Origin of the sequence: Streptomyces ortus, assembly GCF_026341275.1 — a bacterium.
GTDB lineage: Bacteria > Actinomycetota > Actinomycetes > Streptomycetales > Streptomycetaceae > Streptomyces > Streptomyces ortus.
On the sequence record NZ_JAIFZO010000001.1, the window covers coordinates 183,743 to 204,404 of the forward strand.

Annotated in this window: 16 protein-coding genes and 2 pseudogenes; 1 reads left to right on the forward strand and 17 read right to left on the reverse strand. The window is 70.1% G+C overall.

The features are described from left to right. Positions 1-315 precede the first annotated feature (315 nt). Positions 316-2,106 (reverse strand): ABC transporter ATP-binding protein, encoded by a 1,791-nt coding sequence (locus tag K3769_RS00780; protein WP_267024449.1) that lies wholly within the window; start codon positions 2,104-2,106, stop codon positions 316-318. Next, on the reverse strand, positions 2,103-3,929 hold the full coding sequence (locus K3769_RS00785; RefSeq protein ID WP_267024450.1) for an ABC transporter transmembrane domain-containing protein: 1,827 nt from the start codon (positions 3,927-3,929) through the stop codon (positions 2,103-2,105). The genes K3769_RS00780 and K3769_RS00785 overlap by 4 nt, the downstream gene beginning before the upstream one ends. A gap of 188 nt (positions 3,930-4,117) precedes the next feature. Between K3769_RS00785 and K3769_RS00790 the strand changes: the two genes are divergently transcribed. After that, positions 4,118-4,861 (forward strand): hypothetical protein, encoded by a 744-nt coding sequence (locus K3769_RS00790; RefSeq protein WP_267024451.1) that lies wholly within the window; start codon positions 4,118-4,120, stop codon positions 4,859-4,861. A 77-nt stretch (positions 4,862-4,938) separates the two neighbouring features. Here K3769_RS00790 and K3769_RS00795 read toward each other — a convergent pair whose 3' ends face one another. The 15 genes and pseudogenes from K3769_RS00795 to K3769_RS00860 all read right to left on the reverse strand — a co-directional run bounded on the left by K3769_RS00795 (position 4,939) and on the right by K3769_RS00860 (position 20,512). Then, the gene (locus tag K3769_RS00795; protein ID WP_267024452.1) at positions 4,939-5,457 is read right to left on the reverse strand and encodes a hypothetical protein; all 519 of its coding nucleotides are present in this window, start codon (positions 5,455-5,457) and stop codon (positions 4,939-4,941) included. A 144-nt stretch (positions 5,458-5,601) separates the two neighbouring features. Beyond that, positions 5,602-6,735, reverse strand: coding sequence for a TniQ family protein (locus K3769_RS00800; RefSeq protein ID WP_267024453.1), 1,134 nt, complete (start codon positions 6,733-6,735; stop codon positions 5,602-5,604). Continuing rightward, complete coding sequence (locus K3769_RS00805) at positions 6,732-7,799, reverse strand: ATP-binding protein (RefSeq protein WP_267024454.1); 1,068 nt, start codon at positions 7,797-7,799, stop codon at positions 6,732-6,734. The genes K3769_RS00800 and K3769_RS00805 overlap by 4 nt, the downstream gene beginning before the upstream one ends. Continuing rightward, on the reverse strand, positions 7,793-8,827 hold the full coding sequence (locus tag K3769_RS40825; RefSeq protein WP_493660835.1) for a TnsB C-terminal domain-containing protein: 1,035 nt from the start codon (positions 8,825-8,827) through the stop codon (positions 7,793-7,795). The genes K3769_RS00805 and K3769_RS40825 overlap by 7 nt, the downstream gene beginning before the upstream one ends. A gap of 3 nt (positions 8,828-8,830) precedes the next feature. After that, entirely contained in the window at positions 8,831-9,922 is a 1,092-nt protein-coding gene (locus tag K3769_RS40830; protein WP_308216241.1) for a hypothetical protein, read from the reverse strand. Beyond that, entirely contained in the window at positions 9,922-10,680 is a 759-nt protein-coding gene (locus K3769_RS00815) for a TnsA-like heteromeric transposase endonuclease subunit (protein WP_267024455.1), read from the reverse strand. The genes K3769_RS40830 and K3769_RS00815 overlap by 1 nt, the downstream gene beginning before the upstream one ends. A gap of 351 nt (positions 10,681-11,031) precedes the next feature. Then, positions 11,032-11,466 (reverse strand): VOC family protein, encoded by a 435-nt coding sequence (locus K3769_RS00820; protein ID WP_267024456.1) that lies wholly within the window; start codon positions 11,464-11,466, stop codon positions 11,032-11,034. Positions 11,467-11,915: 449 nt separating this feature from the next. Beyond that, positions 11,916-13,073: pseudogene (locus K3769_RS00825) on the reverse strand (XdhC family protein). A 143-nt stretch (positions 13,074-13,216) separates the two neighbouring features. Then, positions 13,217-15,403: pseudogene (locus K3769_RS00830) on the reverse strand (xanthine dehydrogenase family protein molybdopterin-binding subunit). Beyond that, on the reverse strand, positions 15,400-16,380 hold the full coding sequence (locus tag K3769_RS00835) for an FAD binding domain-containing protein (protein ID WP_267024457.1): 981 nt from the start codon (positions 16,378-16,380) through the stop codon (positions 15,400-15,402). Before K3769_RS00835 ends, K3769_RS00830 begins: the two are co-directional and overlap by 4 nt. A 12-nt stretch (positions 16,381-16,392) precedes the next feature. Next, on the reverse strand, positions 16,393-17,040 hold the full coding sequence (locus K3769_RS00840) for a (2Fe-2S)-binding protein (RefSeq protein WP_267024458.1): 648 nt from the start codon (positions 17,038-17,040) through the stop codon (positions 16,393-16,395). 165 nt (positions 17,041-17,205) lie between these two features. Next, positions 17,206-17,973: an SDR family NAD(P)-dependent oxidoreductase gene (locus tag K3769_RS00845; RefSeq protein WP_267024459.1), complete on the reverse strand. Its 768-nt coding sequence runs from the start codon at positions 17,971-17,973 to the stop codon at positions 17,206-17,208. A gap of 58 nt (positions 17,974-18,031) precedes the next feature. Next, positions 18,032-18,805 carry a glucose 1-dehydrogenase gene (locus K3769_RS00850; protein ID WP_267024460.1) on the reverse strand — a complete coding sequence of 258 codons (774 nt, stop codon included), beginning with the start codon at positions 18,803-18,805 and terminating at the stop codon, positions 18,032-18,034. Positions 18,806-18,852: 47 nt separating this feature from the next. Next, on the reverse strand, positions 18,853-20,103 hold the full coding sequence (locus K3769_RS00855; RefSeq protein ID WP_267024461.1) for an MFS transporter: 1,251 nt from the start codon (positions 20,101-20,103) through the stop codon (positions 18,853-18,855). 58 nt (positions 20,104-20,161) lie between these two features. Then, complete coding sequence (locus K3769_RS00860) at positions 20,162-20,512, reverse strand: cyclophilin-like fold protein (protein ID WP_267024462.1); 351 nt, start codon at positions 20,510-20,512, stop codon at positions 20,162-20,164. Positions 20,513-20,662 lie beyond the last annotated feature (150 nt).

Genomic DNA, 20,662 nt, shown 5'->3' on the forward strand with positions numbered 1-20,662 from the left:
GGGGACGCGGACCTCGCGGCCCAGGCCTCGCCCGTACGGAACACGTGGAACCGGGCGGTTCCCGGGCGCTTCCCGAGCCGGTGCCGACCTCCACACTTCCACCCACCTGCGACACCGCGCAACGTCACGGAGCCCGGCCGGGCGCGGCGGTCCGCTTGGGGGAGTGCGGAGGAGGGCCGGTCGGCGAGCGCGGCGCCGCGGTGGACCGCACCGGTTACGAGTTGGCTTCGCAGCGGGCCCGGCCCGGCCGCTTCCAGCCCCGTGACGGGTCGGTCGACGGCGGGTCGGGCCCGGGTAGTGCCCTCGCGTGGTCGTTCACCCGTGCCAGGACCGCCACAGCGCCGCGTACGGGCCGTTCGCGGCGACCAGCTGGTCGTGGCTGCCGAGTTCGCTGATGCGGCCGTTCTCGACGACGGCGATGACGTCCGCGTCGTGGGCGGTGTGCAGCCGGTGGGCGATGGCGACCACGGTGCGGCCGTCGAGGACCCGGGCCAGGGAGCGCTCCAGGTGACGGGCCGCCCGGGGGTCCAGGAGCGACGTGGCCTCGTCCAGGACCAGCGTGTGCGGGTCCGCGAGCACCAGGCGTGCGAGCGCGATCTGCTGGGCCTGGGCCGGTGTGAGCGCGACACCGCCCGAGCCGACCTCCGTGTCGAGACCGTCGTCCAGCGCCCGCGCCCACCCGTCGGCGTCGACCGCGCCGAGGGCGGCCCACAGCTCGGCGTCGCCGGCACCCGTGCGGGCGAGCAGCAGGTTGTCGCGCAGCGCGCCCACGAACACGTGGTGCTCCTGGTTGACCAGGGCCACGTGGGAGCGGACCCGTTCCGCGGACATCCGGGACAGTTCGGCGCCGCCGAGGGTCACCTGGCCCGTACGGGGCGCGTAGATCCCGGCGAGCAGCCTGCCCAGCGTGGACTTGCCCGCGCCGGACGGGCCGACCAGAGCCAGCCGGGTGCCGGGCGCGACCTCCAGGGAGACCTTGCGGAGCACGTCGACGCCCGCCCGGTAGCCGAAGTGCACCTCGTCGGCGTGCACGTCACGCCCGTCGGGGGCGAGGGCCCCGTCACCCGCGTCCGGCTCGATCTCGCGGACGCCCACCAGCCGTGCCAGCGACACATGGGCGACCTGCAGCTCGTCGTACCAGCGCAGGATCAGGCCCACCGGGTCGACGAGCATCTGCGCGATCAGGGCGCCCGTCGTCAGCTGGCCGACGTCGATCCAGCCCTGGAGGACGAAGTATCCGCCGATCATGAGGACCGAACCGAGGACCGTGGTGTGGGTGGCGTTGATGGCGGGGAAGAGCACCGACCGCAGCCAGAGGGTGTATCGCTCCCAGGCGGTCCACTCCTTGACCCGCCGGTCCGACAGGTCGATGCGCCGCTGGCCCAGGCGGTGAGCCTCGACGGTGCGCCCGGCGTCCACGGTCTCGGCGAGCACGGCGGCGACGGCCGCGTAGCCGGCGGCCTCGGAGCGGTAGCCGGACGCCGCGCGCTTGAAGTACCAGCGGCAGCCGACTACCAGGATCGGGACGGCGACCAGTACCGCGGGGGCGAGCGGCGGAGCGGTCACGACCAGGCCGCCGAGCAGGAGCGCCACCCACACCACCGCGATGGCCAGCTGCGGCACGGCCTCCCGCATGGCGTTGGCCAGCCGGTCGATGTCCGTGGTGATCCGGGAGAGCAGATCGCCCGTACCGGCCCGCTCCAGGACGCCGGGCGGCAGCCCCACGGCCCGTACGAGGAAGTCCTCGCGCAGGTCGGCCAGCATCCGCTCACCGAGCATGGCCCCGCGCAGTTGTACCTGGTGCACAAACACGGCCTGGACGACCAGGGCGAGGGCGAACAGCGCGGCGGTGCGCTCCAGGTGCAGTTCGCGAGCGGCGGTGGCGCCCTCGGAGACGTGCTGGACCAGGGAGCCCAGCAGATAAGGGCCCACCATCGAGGAGACGACGGCGACCGTGTTGACGGTGACGAGTACCAGGAAGGTCCGGCGATGCCGTTGGAACAGTTCGGCCACGTAGGCGCGTACGGTCGCGGGGGCGCCGACGGGCAGGGTCTCTGCGGTCGTCGGGGCCGCCGGATCGTAGGCCGGTGGCGCCACGCCGATCATGCCGTCTCCTCGATTTCTTCCAGGTCTTCCAGGTCTTCCAGGTCTTCGAGCTTGTGCAACCGACTCAGTTCGTGCTCGGCGTTCTCGTCGTCGGTCTCGCGGGTCACCACGGCGCGGTATCGCGCGTCGCCGTGCAGCAGTTCGCGGTGCACGCCGACCGCCGCCACCTCGCCCTCGTGGACGAGCACGACCCGGTCCGCGTGGTCCAGGAGCAGCGGCGACGAGGTGAAGACCACCGTCGTGCGTCCTGCCCGGAGGGACCGGATCCCGTCGGCGATCCGCGCCTCGGTGTGCGAGTCGACCGCGGACGTCGGTTCGTCCAGGACCAGCACACCCGGGGCGGTGACCAGCGACCGGGCCAGTGCGAGTCGCTGGCGCTGGCCGCCGGACAGGGACCGGCCGCGTTCGGTGATCCGGGCGTCCATCGGGTCGTCGGCGTCCAGCGAACCCTGGGTGAGCGCGTCCAGGACGTCGCCGCACTGGGCGGCGGCCAGCGCCTCCTCGGGACTGACGTCTCCCGACGAGGGCACGTCGAGCAGTTCGCGCAGCGTTCCGGAGAGCAGGACCGGATCCTTGTCCTGGACGAGGACGGCGCTGCGGGCGGAGCGGAGGGGCAGTTCGTCGAGCGGTACCCCGCCGACCAGCGCGGACGGCAGTTCCGAGGACTCCGCCGTATGACCGCCGAGGCGTTCGGCCAGTTCACCTGCGGCGTCCGGGTCACCGCACACCACGGCGGTGAGGCGTCCCTCGGGTGCGAGCAGGCCGGTCGCGGGGTCGTACAGGTCCCCGGTCGGTACGACGGCCTCGCGCGATCCCTCGCCGTCGGTGGCCCGTTCGAGCGACAGCACCCGTGCCGCGCGCCTGGCGGACGGCCGGGAGAAGGAGTACGCCATCGCGATCTCGGTGAAGTGGCGCAGCGGATAGGTGAGGATCATGACCGCGCTGTAGACGGTGACCATCTCGCCGACGGTGATCCGGCCCTCACGGGCCAGGTTCACGCCGTGCCAGACGACCACGATCAGCAGCAGGCCGGGCAGAAAGACCTGGATCGCGTGGATCAGCGCCCACATGCGGGCACTGCGCACGGCGGCGTGCCGGACCTCCTGCGAGGCACGGCGGTAGCGGTCGAGGAACAGTTCCTCGCCGCCGATCCCGCGCAGCACACGCAGACCCGCGACGGTGTCCGAGGCCAGCTCGGTGGCGCGGCCCGCCCTCTCGCGCTGGAAGTCGGCGCGGCGGGTCGCCCGGGGGAGCAGTGGCAGTACGGACAGCGCCAGGACGGGCAGGCCCACGGCGACGACGACGCCGAGGGCCGGCTGGTAGACGACGAGGGCGACACAGACGAGCACGACGGTCACCGCGGCGGCCGTGAACCGCGACACGGCTTCCACGAACCAGCCGATCTTCTCGACGTCGCCCGTCGAAACCGCCACGATCTCGCCGGCCGCGACGCGACGGGTCAGCGCGGAGCCCAGCAGGGCGGTCCTGCGGGCCAGCAGCTGCTGCACGCGCGCCGCGGCGGTGATCCAGTTGGTGACCGCGGCCCGGTGCAGCATGGTGTCGCCCAGCGCGATACCGCAGCCGCACAGGGCGAGCAGCCCGCCCGCGAGCGCCAGTCGCGCCCCGGAGTGGTCCACGACGGCCTGGACGGCGAAACCGACGCAGAAGGGCAGTGCGGACACGGACAGGAAGTGGAGCAGCCCCCAGACCAGGGCCTTCACCTGTCCACCGAGCTGATTCCGGCCGAGCCATACCAGGAATCGGGGCCCCGAGCGTGCGTCCGGCACACCCGGGTCGGGATACGGAAGGTCTTGAATCTGCATGACGTTCCAAAGGGCTCGTGGTACGGAGGTGAGGAGGCAGCAAACCGTGCAAGGTTCGCGTCGCAGCGTGTCCGCAGGCAAACGCTTTTCCGGCGTGTGGCAAAGATTCGGCCCGGACCGCCCGGATATGACCGGCACGCGGCGGGGGTGGCGGCGGTCCACCGTGTCGTGGTGCGACGATGGACGGTATGCACATACGCGGAGGGATGCGCACGACGGCCGTGGCCGCGGTCCTGGGCGCTCTGGTCATGCCACTGACGGCCTGCGGCGGTTCGGACGACGGAAGCGGGAAGAAGAGCGAGGGACAGGCGGGCGACGGGTCCCGGCCCGGACAGGCGCGCACGGTCGACCTCAAGCGGATCCCCGATGTGGGGGACAAGCTGCAGAGGCAGATCCCCGCGAACTCCCGGCAGGTCGTCGCGGTCTACGGACGGGGCAAGGACTCGGCGGACTCCACGATCGTCCTGTACACCAAGTCGGGCTCCACCTGGGACAAGACCCGCAGCTGGGAAGGGCACAACGGCAAGAAGGGCTGGACGACCGACCACAACGAGGGCGACAAGCGGAGCCCCGTCGGAGTGTTCACGCTCAGCGACTCGGGCGGTGTCCTCGCCGACCCCGGCGCCAAGCTCCCGTACACGCAGTCCTCGGGCTTCCAGGCCCCGCACTACTGGGCCAAGTCGCACTGGAACGACTTCAATTACGTCATCGCCATCGACTACAACCGCGTCAAGGGCACCTCGCCGAACGACCCGACGCGTCCCGAGGGCCAGTCCAAGGGCGGGAGCATCTGGCTGCACATGGACCACGGCAGCGGTACGTCGGCCTGCGTGAGCCTGTCCAAGTCGGGCATGGAGTACCTGCTGCGCACCCTCGACCCGGACCGGCACCCGGTCGTGGTGATGGGCGACAAGGCGGACCTCAAAGCCTGACGGCTCCGCACCACCGGCCCCGGTTACCCTGCTTCAGCCCTCTGCTTCAGCCTCATCGGCATCCAGTCCCATCGGCCTCAGTAGTAGTGGCGCAGCGAAGGCCACAGCCGGGACCACGGCTTCGTGGTCCCGGAGCACAGCGGTACCGCCGCGCCCTGCTCCTCGTTCTCCACCCCGTCCCCGTCCCCGTCCCCGTCCCCGTCTGCGTTGTCCACGCGTGCGGTCCGTCGGCAATCGGTGAAGTACCGCTCCGTACCGCCCGCGTCCTCCTTACGGACGACGAGCACCGGTCCGTCCATCGAGTCGGGCGGCGGACCCCGGTCGGCGTAGCTCATATGGCCCGAGTAGGGGCGAGGCAGCCCGCGTGCTGCGGGTCCGTAGCGGTCCAGGCGCCTGCCTCGCCGCAGTCCTGGGTGAACACCACGGTCCGTGCCCGCTCGGGCGAGGGAATCGCCGGACCACCCGTCCTCGGTCGCGTCGGCCGGCGCGGGCCAGCCCATCTGCGCGCCCTGCTCCTTGTTGAGTGCCAGCGGCACTGCGAGCACGCTGGGCGGCAGCACGGGCAGGGTCACCGCAGCGTCGATCGCGACGGCCACCACGGGCCAGGTACGGCTGTCCCGTCTCTGACGATCTGGTCCGTGGTGACAGCTGTGACCTGCGGCGACCAGAAGAATTGAGACGCCGTGACGTCGGAAATCTCAGTTGATCTGGTCCGGACGCGCGGATGTCTGGGGGCCGTCTCAGTTGATCTGGTCCGTCTCTGCTGTTTCGAACTGATACCAGGCTTGGGTGCTCAGCCACCGCTGGTAGTTCTTGAAGACCGTAGGGAGTCCATCGGGCTGCTCGCGGTCATCGAAGAACTCGCCAAGGGATTGGTAGAGGGTGATCACGCTCTTGGTGTCGGCCTCGGGCGTGAGCGGGTGAACCCAGCCTCCCGGGGTGAGGTGGCGAATCAGAACGGGCCAGGTCAAGTCGTGGCCTCGGTCGAGGCGGACGACGAGCCACTCCTGAAAGCCGGTGAGCATGTTCCACGAGGTGCCGGCGTCCAGACCGAGGACGAAGGCTGTGGCCGTGGCATAGGTGCCGTCGAGGCCATGCCGGGCGGGCTCTCGGCGGACCGTGGTCAGCAGGGTGCGGTAGTGCTTGAACAGGTTGGTGTGGAAGGTCTGTTGGCGGATGGCGAGGTAGCTTCCCGAGGTGTGTTCGAGGTGTCTGGTCAAGGTGTCCGGAGTTGGTCGGCGGCTGGACATGTAGCGATGAACGGTGCCGTAGGAGACGGTGGCATCGTGTTCATCCAGCAACTTCTCCCAGACCTCCCTCACGGTGGGGAGTTGGTTTGTATGAAGGGCGGCGTACTCGTCCAAGATGGTGTCGATGGTGGGTCCGACACGTTCCTTGGCGGGCGCCAGGATGGGGGCGCGCTGTTTGCGGGGTGGCGGCGTGGGCGAATTCAGCGCCTGCCGGACTGTGGCGTGGCTGACGTGGTGGCGCTTCGCCAGCTGCGAGACCGGCAGCTTCTCGGCTTGCGCGTCTCGGCGAATCGCCGCGAAGAGTGCGGGTTTGTCCGCGCTCCTTGTGAAGCGACGCCGGGGCTTCTCCGGCTGCGTACGTTTTTGTCTCACCAGGTCGGTCAATGCCCGCTCCAGGGCGTCCTGCTGACGTCCGGTGACTGCTGCGAGCCGGTCGCCCCGGGGACGTTTTCCTCGGCCGTAGTCCGGTGGTCCGACGAGGTATCCACGCAGGTAGCTGGGCTTGAGGTGATTCGCGCGGGCCAGGCGACGGACGTAGGAATCCGTACTCTCCCCGGCCCTGGGGCGAGGACGGACCGGCAGCCGGCGGAGCCGGTCGCCGTTGTCGCTTCCATCGATGATCACGAGGAAGGTTTGGTCTTGCGGTTCTGGGCTGCGCGGTCGAGTCTGACGCGTTCCAGGGACTTTCGGGTGATCTGTTCGGTGCCGTCCAGGATGGCGTCGATCGCGGCTCCGCGGATGAGGTGGGACAGGCTTCCGATCATTCCGCCGGTCCGGTCGTGCAGGTAATGGGCCAGCCCTTCCAGGGACTTGGGCTGATGGCGATGGAGCCTGAGAGCGTCTTCGAAGGTGCTGACCAGCCCGGTCCATTCCTTGGTGCGGGGGAAGGAGACGGTGTCGATGACCGCGAAGCGTCCGGCGATCTGCCGGCCACGGGTTCCGTCGAACAGTCCGCCGGCCTCCAGATCGACTCCGGCATAGACGAAGGTCGCGGGGATGCGCTCGGAGAAGTACTTCAAGGTGTCGGAGACCTCGGCTCCGTTGCGGGTTGCCAGCGAGAGATTGTGCAGTTCGTCGACACACACAACGCTCACCCTCGCGTCGATGAGGACGCCACAGACTGCTTCGATGACGTCGGTGATGTTGGCGCGCGTGGTGACGGGAAGGCCCAGGAAGCGGGCGAATTCGACGGCGAGCATGCGTGAGGTCGCCGCGGGCGGGACGGTGACGTAGACGACCGGGATCCGATCGTCGGCCCCAGGGTGACGACGCCGGTCGATGGCCTCGATGGTCTTGCCGAACTGGGTGAGCGCGGTGGTCTTTCCGGTCCCGGCCGGACCGGAGAGGATCAGACCCCGGCGGGCACTGATCGCATGACGGTTGAGCAGGGTCAGGCGCCTGCCCGAGGTGACGACCGTGCGCAAGGTGGAGGTCGCGGCGACGGTGAGACGCGTGTGGTAGTCGAGTCGGCCGTCGTCGTAGTCCTCCCGGGCATCGTCGTCCAGGTCGGCGAGCGCGTGATCGGGAAGTAGTTCCGGCGGAATCGGATCTTGGACGGTGAACTCCCGCCAGCCCTCCAGGGTGGTGAGGTAGCGGTGCAGGTCCTCGCGGTCCAGGGCGCGTCGCCAACTGTGCCGGCGGTCGGGGTCCGGTTGCTGGGCAGAGGCGGGTCCGGTCGCGGTCACCATCGTTTGTCGGCCTCCTTGAAGGGGTCGAAGACGCCGAGTGGGATGACCTTCGCGATCGGCTCGTCGTCCGTGCCGGCCACCGCCTCCTCGTCGTCGTCGTCGTCGGCGGCGGCGGCGAGTGGGCCGTCAGCATCGGGCAGGGCCAGTGCTTCGGGCTGCGGAGGCCGCAGCCCGGGGCTTTCGGCGGCAGCACGGGTCCGGGCGGCGACGCGCCGGTCGCGCTTGGACATCCGAGTCGACGGCCCGTCCGCATCGGCCGGCCCCTGGCTGGCCTTGATCAGCAGCGCGGCGACCGCTCCAGCGATCTCTTCCTCGGTGGGATTGGGCTCGCCCTTCCGGCGCAGGTCGGCCGCGGCGTGGTCCCAGGCCAGATCACCGAAGGGCTGCGGAACGCTGCCCAGGTGCTTCCAGGGGATGGCGATCCAGCCGGTCTCCCAGTGGTTGCGCATCCAGATCCAGCTGGCGTCGTAGGGGTCTCGGTGGATCTCCCACAGGTTCCTCTTGCGGGTGACACCCGAGGGCTGGCGCCGGAAAGACCCCAGGTCGGGGCAGTCGTAGATCCGGTTGTTGACCTTGATGCCGTAGGAGTTCACGGCCCGCCAGGCCGCAGGCAGCAGCTCCACGTAGTCGTCGCCGCTCAGGGCGAGCGGAACATAGCCCGCGGTCTCGACGAGGCTGGCGTACTTCTGGTTCGGCGTGAAGGTCCGTCCCGGGACGCCAGGGTCGCGCAGTCCGTCATGGGGCCTGTTTTGCCACTTGGCGACGAGCCATTCGTCGAGAAGCTCCTGGATCTCCAGCATCGACCACAGCGGCTCGTCCTCCACGTTGCGACCGCGGTGTTCGGCAGTGCGGCCCAGGTGACCGGGGAGGAACTGGCAGAACATCGTGGCCACTGATTCAAGTGTGCGTTCGATATGGGGCTTCTCCGCCGGGGATCGTGGATGGCAGGGCTGGAAAGTGATCTCCAGGGCGCGGCAGGAGGAGCGGAAGTTCTCGGAGATGAACGCCTTGCCCCGGTCGCAGACGATGGTCTAGGGGATGATGACCGGCCGGGCCGCGGCGTGCTCCAGCCGCTCGTCCAGGGACAGAAGTCGGCGGTGCGGCAGCACCGAGCGGGACATCGCCAGCGCCTGGACCCAGCCCGGCCGCATCGGCTCCGGGGTCAGGGTGCGGGCCAGCAGCAGCGAGGCGTCCACGGACTTGGTGGTGGGCCGCACCACCGCAGCCGCGATGGTGCGGGTGGCCAGGTCGACCAAGGCGGTGAGCTCGACCCGGCCGGGAACACCGCGATCCAGCCGCACCAGCACGTCCAGCGGGGTGGAGTCGATCTGCATCAACTCGCCCGGAGCCGCGACGCTTTCGTAGCGGAACGGCCCCTCGGGCTGGTCGGCGAGTGAGCGTCGGGTGCGGGCCGACCCGGTCACGTGGACGCCGTGCGACAGCTTGTCGAAGATCCGGTAGAACGTGGCCCGTGACGGCATCTCCACCGTGCCCTCGCCGTGCTCAGCGGCCAGGATCCTCTCGGTCCGCCAGCGTGCATGCTCGATCGTGCGGGTCGACGCCGGGACGCTCTCGCTGATCGCCTGGCGGATCGCCGCCACCACGCGCGGATCGGCCCGGCCCAGCAGCGTGGCGTGCGGGGCGAGCCGGCGGTCCACGACTGCCGTGATGCCGCCTGCCTCGTAACGCTGCCGCTTGCGCTTGACGGTCCGTGCGGTGATCTCCTCGCCCAGCGCGGCCAGTTCGGCGGCCTTGGCCCGTTCGCGTTCCGCCAGCGAGCAGTTCGCCGGGTCGTACTCGGGCCGGGGCCGGGTCCCGGCGGGAGCATCCGGGGGCAGGCCGGTGAGGAGTTCGACCAGGTGCCGCTGCCACCACAGTGCACGTTCGGCGACCTTCTCCGGCAGGTGTTCCAGCAGCGCGGCCGATGCCAGCGCGGTGCGGTCGCCGGCGCCGATCACCGCGAAGTCCCCGGCCGCCTGGAGATGGACCTGATCCACGAGCATGCCGCTGCCGTGGGTGTCGGCCAGCCGGACCTGCATCCCGGTCAGGCCGACGACGGTGTAGGTGTGCTCCTGGAAACGGACCCGGTCACCCAGCCGAAGCCGTCCCGGTCGCGCGGACATTACGCCCGCCGCCGGGCCGCCAGCTGGACCGACGAGTCGCCGCCCAGCGGGGCCGAGGTCAGGTCGGTGAGCAGTTCGTGGCGCCAGAGCAGGTGATAGAGCACCGGCAGCACAGCCAGGCGGTCCCCGACCCGGTCAGCCCCGGCGAACAGCGGCAGGGGCTCGGCGAACACCTCCCTCAACTCATCCGCCACCGGTGCCCGGAAACAGCGGCGGTGGCGGTAGCGGGCCAGCCAGCGCAAGTTCACGCGATAGGGCTGGTCCAGGTCGCCGACATGGCGGAACTGCCAGCCCACCGCCTCGCATACTCGTGCGGTGAACGCGAAGACCTCGGCGGTGTCCTCGTCGACCAGGTCCTGAGGACGGACGTCCACGACGACACCTGTGCCGTCCACGAGCCGGGCGAAGTAGTCCGGGGTGTGCTCGCGTTCTCGCCGGCCGTCCGTCCAGGTCAACTGGAAGGGCTGAGACGCCAGAGAGACGACGGCAGGGTCGAAGTCCAGGGCAACCGCTGCATCCCGCTCGACCCATGACTCGTAGCCCACCTGGGCCCGCGACGTCGCTGCCCAGTACTCGCCCGTGAAGTTCTTCTGCCCCTTGAAGGAGGTGAACGGCCGGACTGGCAAGGCGAATTCGAAGGGTTCATCCCAGTGCCGGTCCAGTGAACCAAGACGCTCGACACCATCAGCGTCGACGAATCCCACATCGACATCCGCCGCGTACCCCCAGGAAGACGCAGCGGCCGCAGCCTCGCCCACATACACCTCCGCCAGCCGCGTTCCGCCCCGTACTGCGAGCGTGGAACGTGCCGTGGAGCCCCGTGCCCCAGAGACAAGAGATGTCACTCGAAAGAATGACAACCCATCTCGAATGCCCTCTCGCATCCGACCTGACGAAGGTCGTCGCCGCTGGGCTGCAGTGCGTCAGATTCAGTGAGACGCAGACCGCCGGGTCCGTCTCACCGGACTTGTCGAACCGGTCGAACCGGCCGGACGGCTCGCCCGACCCGAGCGCCTGATCCGGCGATCTGCGCCACAGCGACCTGACAGGTCGGAGGCCGTTCTTCGTCTCGGGCCATGGGGGCTGAACGAGGACAGATTCGCGGCCCCTCAGTCGATACAGAACTCGTTGCCCTCGATGTCCTGCATCGGGATGCACGACTCGTTGACGCCATCGGCACGCAGTGTTTGCACGTGTACCGCGCCAAGCGCGACCAGTCGTGCGCATTCGGACTCAAGTGCGGCCAAGCGCTCTTCACCCACGAGCCCGGTGCCGACCCGCACGTCAAGATGCACCCGATTCTTGACGACCTTGCCTTCGGGAACGCGCTGGAAGAACAGTCGCGGGCCCACACCTGAGGGATCACTGCAAGCGAACGCTGCACCCTGACGCTCAGGCGGCAGCGAGCGATCGTAATCGCCCCAAGTAGCAAACCCCTCCGGTGACGGCGGTACGACGTACCCCAACACCTCGCACCAGAAACGAGCGACGCGCTCAGGTTCTGCGCAGTCGAAGGTGACCTGGAACTGCTTGATCGACGCCATCGGGCCACCGTAACGATCACCGCCGCACGGGTCGAGGGCTCGCGTGACATGAGTTGGTGACGCTCTGGGCCGGGTCGCATCCGGCGTTGAATCTCGCCAGACTCAGCGAGATTGTGCCGCCTTCGAGGAGACAGGACTCAAACAACCTGGTGAACCACATCTTCTGAGACAACGAGCGAATCGGACCCGACCAACTGAGACACGGACCAGATCATCAGAGACGGGACAACGGCCGTGCCGTCGCGCCCGGCCGAGAGCGGTGTCCTTTGACGGCGAAGTTGGTCGTATGTGGCCTGCTGACCTGGGCCGACTAGGTTGGATGTCAAACCGTAGTGGTCCACCTCCGAGTTGGTACCACTGGACGCTCCGCGTCGAGAACCGGGCGCTGAAGTGGCGGCGCGCCCTGCGGGGGGTGGTGTGGGCAAGGGGGCGGAGCGGTCGGCGGCAGGTCAGGCCGCCGCGTCCTGTCGGGTGGGCCGGTTGTCGGGACCGTGGTGCGGTGCAGTCCGGTGGATGGGGCCGGTGCGCTGGGACAGGGGCAGGCCGCTGGTGCCGTTGGTGTGGGCGATGATCTCCGCGGGTGATGGACACGGCGGTCTCCTCGGGTGTGCGTGCACAGAGGTCGAGACCGATCGGCGAGGGAGTGCGGTCAGCTGTTCTGCCGTGATGCCGGCCTCGTCCAGGAGGCGCAGGCGCTCGCTGTGGGTGCGGCGGGAGCCCATGGCGCCGACGTAGCAGGCGGGCAGGGCGAAAGCCAGTCGCAGCAGCGGGATGTCGAACTTGGCGTCGTGGGTGAGGACGCAGATGGCCGTGCGGGTGTCGACGGCGGTCTGCGCCAGGTAGCGGTGGGGCCAGTCGACGACGACCTCGTCTGCGTGCGGGAACCGGGCGGCAGTGGCGAACACGGGCCGGGCATCGCAAACGGTGACCCGGTATCCGAGGAAACGGCCGGCCTGTGCGAGAGCGGCGGCGAAGTCGACGGCGCCGAAGATGAGCAGGCGCGGCCGGGTGGCCGCCACGTGCACCAGGACGGTCAGCTGCTCGGGGCAGGTCGAGGCGTCACCGCCGAGACGGCCAGCAACTGTACGCCCGGCCCGCAGCAGCGCCCGGGCGTGGTCGGTCACGACGCGGCTGGTGTCCGCGTCCAGGTCGGTGCCGGTCAGGCGGCCGTCGCTGTCCAGAGCGAGGAGGCCGCCGAGGATGTGCGTGGGGCCGTTCACGACCTGTGCCACGGCGGTGGGCCCACCGTTCGCCGCGTCGGCGAGGGCGGTGGCCAGGTACGGCTGTGCGGCCGGGGCGATGCGCTGCACGTGGACGTCGAGTTGACCGCCACAGGTCAGGCCGACGGCGAAGGCGTCCTCGTCGGAGTAGCCGAACCGGGCCTGCTGCGGAGCCGTGCGGTCCTCGAGGATCTGTCGGCACAGCTCGTACACGGCGCCTTCGACGCATCCGCCGGAGATGCTGCCGATGGCCGTGCCGTCTTCGCCGACCGCGACCGAGGTTCCGACGGGCAGGGGCGCGCTGCCGGTGACACCGACGATCGTGGCCAGGGCGAAGGGGCGCTGCTCATGGCACCAGTGGTGCAGTGGGGCCGCGATGTTCAGCATGGGCTCTCTCCGCAGGTGAAGCACGGTCATCGGACGAGGTGGGTGGGCCGCCGCCGTCCGACGGGGGACGGAGCGGCGGCGGCCCGGCGATCCGGCAGACGCTGTGTGACTGGCTGTCTGACGGACGGATCGGCGTGCACGGGTCACAGGAGTGCTTCGGCGGTGATGGGGAGTTGGCGTACGCGGCGGCCGGTGGCGTTGAAAACGGCGTTGGCGATGGCGGGTGCGACGCCGACGTGGACGACTTCGCCGAGTCCCTTGACGCCGAGCGGGTCGGCTTCGCGATCCTCGCCGTCCAGGTAGATGGCCTGGATGGCGGGGACGTCCGCGTTGACGGGCACCAGGTAGTCGGCCAGGTTGGCGTTGACGATCCGGCCGTCGCGGTGGTCGGTGACGGTGTGCTCCAGCCGGGCGGTGCCGATGCCGCCGATCGCCTGGCTGTCGGCGAGTTTTGGGCTGATGATGCGGCCCGCGTCGTACACGCCGAGCATGCGCCGCACGCGTACCAGTCCGAGGGTGGCGTCGACGGCGACTTCGGCGAAGGTGGCGTTGTAGGCGTAGAAGGAGTGCCGCTCCTTCGCCGCGGGCCCGGCGTACGCGCCGTCTGCTTCCAGGTGGGAACGCCTGTTCCGGGTCAGCAGACTCTTGTACGTCTCGCCGCGCGCCGGGTTGTCCTTGGTGTGCAGCCGCCCGCCCCGTACGACGATGTCCTCGGCATCCACCCCGTAGAGGGGTGACTGGCGGTCTTCGACGGCCAGCTTGATGGCCTGGCGGCGGACCTGGTTGCAGCCGTCGAGGACGGCGGAACCGACGCTCGCCATGGTCATCGACCCGCCGTGCGGCGGGGTCGGCGGGAAGAGGGAGTCGCCGAGGCGGAAGGTGACGGTGCGCATGGTCAGGCTGAGGGCGTCGGCGGCGACCTGGGTCTGGGAGGTGTAGGTGCCCGGCCCCATGTCGCTGGCGGCGGTCTCGACCACCGCGGTGCCATCAGCATTCAGCCGGACGCGCGCCTGGGCGGGCATCCGGGCGGTGTCGTAGACGCCGGCGGCCATGCCCATACCGATCAGCCAGTCACCCTCGCGGCGCGAGCGGGGCTTGGCTCGGCGCTGGTCCCAGCCGAACTGGCGGGCACCGGTGGTGTAGCACTCGCGCAGCCGGCGGGTGGAGAAGGGCAGGTTCTTGGACTCGTCCTCGGATGGTTCGTTGCGGCGGCGCAGCTCGATCGGGTCGATGCCGAGCTTGGCGGCGAGTTCGTCCATGGCCGATTCGATGACGAACGAGGCGGTGGCGAAGCCGGGGCCGCGCATGTAGAGCGGGGTGTTCACATCCAGCGGCACCGTCCGGTACGCCTGGCCGACGTTCGGCGTGCTGTAGAGCATCTGCCCCGGCAGCAGGATGGATTCGGTGAACGTCTCGTACGAGGACGTCTCGGCGTCCATCTCGTGAGCCATCGCCGTCAGACGGCCCTGCCGGTCGCTGCCCAGCTTCAGCCGGTAGGTGTACGAGGGGCGGAAGCCGGTGTTGAAGTACTGCTGCCGGCGCTTCAGGACGAGTTTGACCGGGCGGCGCGTCACGCGTGCGGCCAGGGCGGCGACGACGGTGTGCGGCCAGCAGCGCAGCCCACTGCCGAACGCGCCGCCGACGTACGGCGAGATCACCCGCACGGCGTCGGCGGGCAGGCCGAAGACGGTGGACAGTTCGGTCTGCGTGCCGACCACCCACTGCGTCTTGTCCCACACGGTCAGCTTGCTGCCGCTCCAGCGGGCGATGGTGGCGTGCTGCTCCATCGCGTTGTGATGGTTGCGCGCCAGCTGATAGGTCGCATCGATACGCACGGGCGCCGAACGCAGCGCCGCCGCCGCGTCACCCCGCGCGTACTCGGTCGGCTTGTCCGCCTTCGCCTTCGTCAGGTCGGTGGACGGCTTCTGGGCGTCGTAGGCGACCTTGACCAGGCTTGCGCCGTGCTGCGCGGCCTACACGGTGGTGGCGACGACGACGGCGACGGGCTGGCCGTGGAAGAGAACCTTGTCGTCCTGGAAGACCCGCAGCCTGCGCCCGCCGGGCGGGTTGTTGGAGGCGGGGTCGTCCTTGTAGGGGAGTTTCGGCGCGTTGCCGTGGTGGATCACCGCCAGCACGCCCGGCTGGGCCAAAGCGTCGTCGGTGTCGATGGAGGTGATGCGGCCACGGCCGATGCTCGCGTCGACGATGACCGCGTGGACGACGCCCTTGATGTCGTGCTCGGCGGCGTAGGGGGCTTTTCCGGTGACCTTGAGCCGGCCCTCCACGCGGGAGAGCGGGGCGCCGACGGCTGCCTGCGGCTGAGGGCTCACTTCGTACCTCCTACGATGCGCAGCTGGCGTTCGACGGTCCGCTTCAACAGGTCGGTCTTGAACCGGTTGTGGGCCAGTGGGCGGGCCCCGTCCGCGGCCTTCGCGGCTGCGGCGGCCCACAGGGATGGGGAGGGGCGTTCGCCGAGGAGGTGCTGTTCGACGGCGGGCAGTTTCCATGGGACGGTGCCCACGCCGCCGGCCGCGACCTTGGCCTCGCGGATCACTCCGCCGCGCACGTGCAGGGCGACGGCGGCCGACGTCAGGGCGAACTCGTAGGACTGCCGGTCACGGACCTTCAGATACCCGGACCCGAGTGGGCGGGGCAGAGCGGGTATCTCCACTGCGGTGATCAACTCGCCGCTCACGAGTGCCTGTTCCCGGTTCGGGGTTGAGCCGGGGCGCAGCAGGAAGTCGGCGAACGGGATCTGCCGTTGCCCGTCGGCGCCCAGCACATGAACCTGGGCTTCCAGGGCGGCGAACGCCACCGCGACGTCCGAAGGATGGGTCGCCACGCAGGCATCCGAGGTGCCGAGGATGGCGTGGGAGCGGTTGTAGCCCTCGCGGGCGGCGCAGCCCGAACCCGGGTCGCGCTTGTTGCAGTTGGCGGTCACGTCGCGGAAGTAGGTACAGCGGGTGCGCTGCATGATGTTCCCGCCGATGGTGGCCATGTTCCGCAGCTGCGCCGACGCGCTCAGCTCCAGCGCCTGGGAGACGACGGGGAAGAGGGTGCGTACCTTGGGGTGAGCGGCGGCTTTCGACATGGTGACCAGGGCGCCGATGCGCAGGCCGCCGCGTTCGGTGGCGGTGACCTCGTCCAGCGGCAGGCCGCTGATGTCGACCACAGTCTCGGGGCGCTCGACGGTCTCGCGCATCAGGTCGACCAGGGTGGTGCCCCCGGCGATGTAGCGGCCACCGCGACGGCCCGCGGCGAGGGCCTCTTCCGTGTCGGAGACACGGGAGTAGTCAAAGGGATACATGATGCCGGGCCCTCACTTCCGGCCCGCGGCTTGCTCCACCGCGCGCACGATCTTGACGTAGCAGCCGCAGCGGCACAGGTTGCCGCTCATCCACTCCCGGATCTCCTCCGGGGAGTCGGTATGGTCCTCCTTGATGCAGCCGACGCCGGAGACGATCTGGCCGGGGGTGCAGTAGCCGCACTGGAAGGCGTCCTCATCGATGAACGCCTGCTGCAAGGGGTGGAGGTGGTCGCCGTCGGCCAGGCCCTCGACCGTGGTGACCTCGGCCCCCTCCAGACGGACCGCGAGGGTGAGGCAGGCGTTCTGCCGGTGTCCGTCGACCAGGACGGTGCAGGCCCCGCAGGCACCGGCGTCGCAGCCCTTCTTCGCCCCGGTCAGATCGAGGTGCTCGCGCAGCAGGTCCAGCAGTGAGGTGCGGTTGTCGACCGTGACCGTGTGGCGGGTGCCGTTTACGGTCACGGTGAGGCGGCTGGTGGGCGCCGAGGGGGCGGCTGCCGCATCCGACTCGGACAGCAGGTCGGTGCCGAGGACGGTGCCGGCGACCACGGCGGTCCCGACGGCCGTGCCGGAGGCGATGAAGGTGCGCCGGGTCGGCGCTATCCGCGAGTGTGGCTCGTCGGGTATGGCGACGGGTTCTTGCGGGACGGGTTCGGTGGGCATGTGGGGAGACCTTCGCGTCGTGGACAGGGTCAACAGCACAGCGGTGGCGCCCGTGCGGGAGGGCTGGCCCGATGGGCCTGCTCTGGTGGCCAGGAGATTTACGAGGATCGGGTTCGGTAGGAGAGCGGGGTCCGGACGTCGTGTCGTACCCGGCCCGGGAGCGGGTTACTGGGCGGTGTAGCCGCCGTCGACGGGCAGGGCGATGCCGGTGACGTAGCTGGCGCCGGGGCTGCACAGCCACAGGACGGCCTGGGCGATCTCGTCGGCGGTGCCGAGCCGGTCGATGGCCTGGCCCGCTTCGGCCTGGCTGCGGTCGAGTTCTCCGCCTTCGACCATGGCGTCGACCATCGGGGTGCTGATCGTGCCGGGACAGACGGCGTTGATACGGACACCTCGGGAGCCGTATTCGAGGGCGGCGCTCTTGGTCAGGCCGATCACGCCGTGCTTGGTGGCGTGGTAGGCAGCGCGGCCGGGGTTGCCGACCAGGCCGCCGAGCGAGGAGCAGTTGACGATCGTCCCGCTGCCCTGCTCACGCATGTGGCGCAGCTCGTGCTTCACGCTCGCCCAGATGCCCCGCAGGTTGATGCCTTGGACACGGTCGAACTGCTCGGCGCTCTCGTCTGCGGCATCGGTGGGCGGGGGCATGATCCCGGCGTTGTTGTAGGCCATGTCGAGCCGACCGAAGGCTTCGACCGTGCGGTCGACGGCGGCGGCGACCTGGTCCTCGTCGGTGACGTCGCAGACCAGCGCGAGGACTCGGTGGCCCTCCTCGGCGAGCTGCTTGGCAGCATCGTTGACGGCGTCTTCGTTGATATCGGCGAGAGCGACGGCGGCCCCCGAGGCGGCGAAGGCGCGGGCGGTGGCCAGGCCCATGCCGGAGGAGGCTCCGGTGACGAAGGCGACCTGGCCGGTGAAGTCGTAGGTGGGGTTCATGGAGTGGACTCCTCACGTCGAGTTTCGGCGACTGGTGTTCCCTGGGGGTTCCGGCGGGTCAGACGGTCTGGCCGCCGTCGACCACGAGGGCGGTGCCGGTGGTGAAGGCGGCGGCGTCGGAGCACAGCCACAGCACGGCGGAGGCGATCTCCTCGGGCTTGCCCAGGCGGCCGACGGGTTCGTCGGCGATGAGTCCTTCGCGTCCGCCGGGGCGGGTGTCGCCGAAGCGGCGGATCATCTCGGTGTCGATGATGCCGGGGCAGACAGCGTTGATGCGGATGCCTTCGGCGGCGTGGTCGAGGGCCGCGGAGCGGGTGAAGCCGATGATCCCGTGTTTGGCGGCGGCGTAGGCGGCCTGTCCCTTGAACCCCTTGACGCCGGCGCCGGCGCCGGAGGAGACGTTGACGATCGCCCCGCCGCCGTCCTGCCGGAGCATCTGACGGACCTGCGCCCGGGTGCACAGGAACGCACCGGTGAGGCTGACAGCGAGGATGCGGTCCCAGTCGTCCTTGGCGGTATCGGCGGCCGTCTGGACGGGCTGCTCTACCCCGGCGTTGTTGAACGCGGCGTCCAGACTCCCGAAACGCTCGACTGTCCGCTCGACAGCAGTCTGGACATCTGCCTCGCTGGTGACATCACAGGTCAGGGCGATGGCCGTGCCTCCGTCGGCCTCGATGAGGCGGGTGGTCTCGCGCAGGCCCCCGGCGGACCGGTCGGCGAGGGCGACCTGCGCGCCGGCGCGGGCGAAGGCCAGGGCGGTCGTACGGCCGATGCCTGAGGCTGCGCCGGTGACGAACGCGCTCTGACCGCGAAAGTCGTAGGTGACGGTCATGTGAGTCTCTCCTTCGACGGCGGAACGACGGCTCGTCCGGGCGGATGTCAGTGGTGTGCCGGTGTGGACGCGTCGTCCCTCACGGGGTCCGCAGCAGCGCGCTGGGCGACGATCCGCGTGCGGTGGCCGGTGCCGCTGAGTGCGAGCGCGATCAGTGGCAGCAGGGTGAGCGCGGCGAAGACGGCGCCCACCAGGGCCGGCCCGGTCAGGCCGAGCGAGGAGTCCAGGGCCCGACCCGCGACGAGGGAGCCGGCGGCGATGCCGGTGTTGTAGCCGGAGGTGGTCAGCGCCGAGGTGAGGGTGGGGGCGTCCCCGGCAAAGCGGACGGCGAGGGAGGTGACGACCGGGTTGACGGTGAACCCGGCCAGGGCCATGCCGAAGACCAGGACCACGGCGGCCACCGGACTGTTGGAGGCCGGGATCAGGGCCAGCAGGATGAGGGCGGTGGCCGCCGACGCGGTGATCGTCGTGACCATCGGGCGGCGGTCCCCCAGACGCCCGCCGATCGCGGTGCCGCCCAGCGCACCGATACCGAAGGCGATCAGCACCAGCGGTACGGCACCGGCCGGGATGCCCGCCCGGTCGGTCAGCAGCGGGGTGATGTACGTGTACGTCGCCAGCACTCCGCCCATGATCAGCACGGCCGCGCCGAGCGCCAGCCACAGCCGTCCCTGCTTGAGGGCCCGGACCTCGGCCCGCATCGACGTCTCGGCCCGCTGCTCGGTGCGGGGGATGAACCGGTCGACGGACGCGGCGGCCAGCGCGGCGAGGACGGCCAGTGCCCAGAACGGGCCGCGCCAGCCGGTGTAGTGGCCGACGAACGAGCCGATCGGCACACCGATCACGTTGGCCAGCGTGAGGCCGCCCATCATGACCCCGACCGCACGCGTGGCGCTCGCGGACCCGGCGGCGGTGGTGGCGATGACGAAGCCGACGGCCCAGAACGCGCCGGTGGCCAGGGCGGTCACCACGCGGGCGGTCAACACGACGGTGAAGGAGGGACTGAGCGCGGCGACGGCGTGGCCGAGGGCGAAGACGGCGAGTGCGCCGATCAGGGTGTGGCGCTGGGGTAGGCGCAGGGTGGCCATGGCCATCGCGGGCCCGCCGACGATCATGCCGACGGCGAACGCGGTGATCAGCAGGCCGGCGTGCGACACGCTCACGTTCAGGTCGGCGGCCATCTCGGGCAGCAGTCCGGCGATGACGAACTCGGTGGTACCCATCAGGAACGTGCCGGCGGCGAGCACCCAGACGACGAAGGGCAGCTTGCCGGTTGCGGTACCGGAGGCGGGGGGCATGCGGGGGTCCTTGCTCGGAGATACGGGGTTCGGGCGAGGCAGCGGCGGTACGGGCCGGTCAGCGGACCGTGTCGACGGTCACCTTGGAGGCGGTGGCCAGCCGGCCGATGTCACCGTCGTCGGCGAGATGGCCGAGGATGACGATGCCGTCGGCGTAGGGGACGTCGCGGTAGTAGAGGACCAGCTGGCCCCAGGGCGCGTAGTAGCCGAGGTCCCCGGCCTTCGGGGCGGCTCCCCCCGGGACACCGGAAGTGGACAGCCGACGAGGAAGATCGACGATCTTCTCGGCCTGATGGAAGTCCTCCACTTTCAGGGTGAGCGGGAGCAGCTCGGCGAAGTCGCGGGCGGGAGGGCTGTCGTTCAGGGTGGCATTGACGGGCCGGCCATCGATGGTGAGGCGGATATCCATCGCAGTGCTCCTCTCCGATCCCGACGCGCCTGCTGACGCCGAGGCCCGGGGCTGCCCGGACGACGCGGCAGAGATTGTTGTGGCGGGGGTCGACCCCGCAGGCGGGGCGTCGGAGCAGGCGGTCGCGGCCAGCAGTAGAACGCCGGTGAT